Origin of the sequence: Ideonella azotifigens (genome assembly GCF_006519715.1) — a bacterium.
Classification (GTDB): domain Bacteria; phylum Pseudomonadota; class Gammaproteobacteria; order Burkholderiales; family Burkholderiaceae_C; genus Ideonella; species Ideonella azotifigens.
This window is the reverse complement of record NZ_VIDT01000766.1, coordinates 1-2,399: the sequence shown is the minus strand read 5'-3', so window position 1 is coordinate 2,399 and position 2,399 is coordinate 1. Positions and strand designations below refer to the sequence as shown.

3 protein-coding genes are annotated in these 2,399 nt (G+C 64.9%); 1 reads left to right on the top strand and 2 read right to left on the bottom strand.

All coding sequences use genetic code 11. The features are described 5' to 3' along the window. Nucleotides 1–195: hypothetical protein (locus FKP22_RS33565; protein WP_211361616.1), on the top strand; the 195-nt coding region annotated here is incomplete at its 5' end. A 56-nt stretch (nt 196–251) separates the two neighbouring features. Here FKP22_RS33565 and FKP22_RS27420 read toward each other — a convergent pair. Both FKP22_RS27420 and FKP22_RS27415 read right to left on the bottom strand, forming a co-directional pair. After that, entirely contained in the window at nt 252–830 is a 579-nt protein-coding gene (locus FKP22_RS27420) for a PA14 domain-containing protein (RefSeq protein WP_141291131.1), read from the bottom strand. 45 nt (nt 831–875) lie between these two features. Continuing rightward, a complete protein-coding gene (locus tag FKP22_RS27415) occupies nt 876–2,111 on the bottom strand; it encodes a DUF1996 domain-containing protein (protein WP_141291129.1) in 1,236 nt (411 codons plus the stop codon). Nucleotides 2,112–2,399 lie beyond the last annotated feature (288 nt).

Sequence of the window (2,399 nt, the reverse complement as noted above, 5' to 3'; positions counted from 1 at the left end):
TCCCCACCCAAGTCTGCTGCCACCGCCACCGCAGATCGCGCCTTCAGGTTGATGGCCTTCGCGCTTGGCACCCCTGCGCCCGTGAACATCCCTTGCTCGCTTAACTTCCTCGTGAGGGGGCTGAATACGTACCTGGCAATGTTCCAGCGCTGGCAGGATCCGGCGTGGAAGCGCGGCAGCGTGAGCGTGCGGTGAATCACTGGCAGCCCGGCGCTCGGCACGCATGGCACAGGTCGTCGACACGGGCTGTCTCATGCGCCCGCCACCTTTGGACTTGGCGGAAACAGCAGCGCCCGTGGCACGACATAGCGAAGTCCATGCGGCGCTGTCCATTCGAGCCGCGCAGCAACACTTGTGGACAGATCAGCCCGCATCTCAATCGGGTAGAAGCGGCCAGGCTGAAGCTCGATCGCGGCGTCCGGCACTGCCTGGCCGCCCATCATCCATTGGCCAGCGACGATGACGGTGCTGCCGGGCAAGGCATGGAAATGGTAGAGGCCCTTGAGCGGCGCCTTGATCCATCCTTGCCAGCGCGCCGAGCGGGGCCGGGCCGCCGCTGTGGGCCAATCTGTTGCAAGCTCGAATTCAACCGTGGGTTCCAGGCGAGACAGCAGTGGCTGGCCGTTCAAGGCGTCACCTGCAAAATAGTCGGCCTGCAGGCCGGTGCCCTTGGCGTTGCTGTCGCTGCAGCGCAGGGCGCTGGGTTCGGCCAGCACTTCCGCCATCGCAGCTTCGGCTGCCGCCGCACCTGCGCCCGGCAGCGGCATGGCCCACCTGGCGCCTTGCCAGCAAGCCAGCAGCGCCGCTGCGCCGCAGCCCAGCCAGAGCATGCGTTTGAAGCCTGATCGCCCAGGCCGAAAGGCTTGCACAGCTTCTCAGGGAATGACCATCATGCGGCCATCGCCAAGCAGGTGCGAATGGCAATCGCGCTGGGCACGGTCACAGTTCTTCACCCAGACATCGACGATCTCCGGCTTCCAGCCGTTGAACCAGTCGCCGTGGCCGGAATAGCCTGCCGGCTTGGTCAGGTCGTAGTTGTCACTCGCCAGCCGCCAATACTTGGTTTCACCCGCGGCTTTCAGTTGATAGAGCACCTGGAACGAGATCTGCGGAATGGCCACCGGATGCGAGCTGGGGCAATTGCCGGTGTTGTTGGCCTTCACGTTCACTGGCTCAGCCATGTGGCTGATGTGATCCGGCGCGTCGAGATTGACACCGTCCCAGCATTGCGGAAAGTCGATGGCCATGATCAGCCAGGAAGTGCCGACGACGGGGCAGTCGGTCGGAATGCTGTTTTGCCAGTCGCCATTGCCACCGTCCCAGACACAGGCGTACATCACCGCCGCGCTGGGCGCTTCGGGAGTTCCCTTGGAATCGCCAGCAATCATGCGCAGGCCGGCAGGCATTGCGGTGATGGCGCTGGGCGGCAAGGCATAGCCGGTCTTGTAATAGAAGTTCGATTCGAACATGGGCGCCAACGGCGCTCCGGTGCGCGTGTCGACCATGCTGGGCACCCAGTAGGCACTGCGATTGATGGTTCCACCCCGGCAGGTGCTGTTGCCGGTGGTGGCCAGGCTGTCGGCCGTGCTGCTGGCATTGACCCCGGTATTGCCGAAGAAGGTGTGCAGGTGGCTCTTGCCGGGTTGGCCCGGAAACACGATCGGATCGTCGAAGGCGTATTTCGACACCTGGCAACCCGTGCGGAATGCGCCAATGTCGGAGGGAGGCGCCACCTCGGTGGTGGGCAGCAGCATGTCCTGCGACCAGCCTCCCACCGGGTTCTGGTTCACCGCAGGGATCAAGGCCGGATTGACATAGACCACTGGCGGCGGAGGGGGCGGTGGAGGAGGCGGTGGTGGGGGAACGACCTTCAGCTCACAGTGCTTGGCTTTGCCGGGCGCCGGGTCCACGCCGAAGAAGGCGGTCGAGCAAGTGCCCGCGCCTTTCATCGTTTTCTTCACCCAGCTCTTGTCCAGGCCATAGCGCACGACCTGCTTGCCCTTCACCTTGAAGGACTCGTTCTCGTTCGCCAGCCAGGTCCACTCCACTGTTGCAGTGGCGGCCTCGAATGCGGAGGCGGAACGCTCGCCGCCCCCCTGGGCGGCCTGCACCGAGCGACTCGCAGACGCCTGGGCCGGCAAGGTCGCGACGGCACCCGTGTCGGTTGTGGACGAAGAGCTTCCACCGCACGAACTGAATATCAAGCCGGCCGCTGCGGCGCCTGCGATGCGCATGGCGGGCCGGACGGCGCGAAGGCGCTCGCCAGCCGGACTCGGCGCGCACGTCGGCCTGGGTCTGTCTTCCCTCATGAGATCTCCCTCGTTCGAGCTTCAGCCCGGCAAGGGACTTGCTCACATTGAAAAGCGCTGCCCGACGTGACCACTCTGCGGTGGCCATGG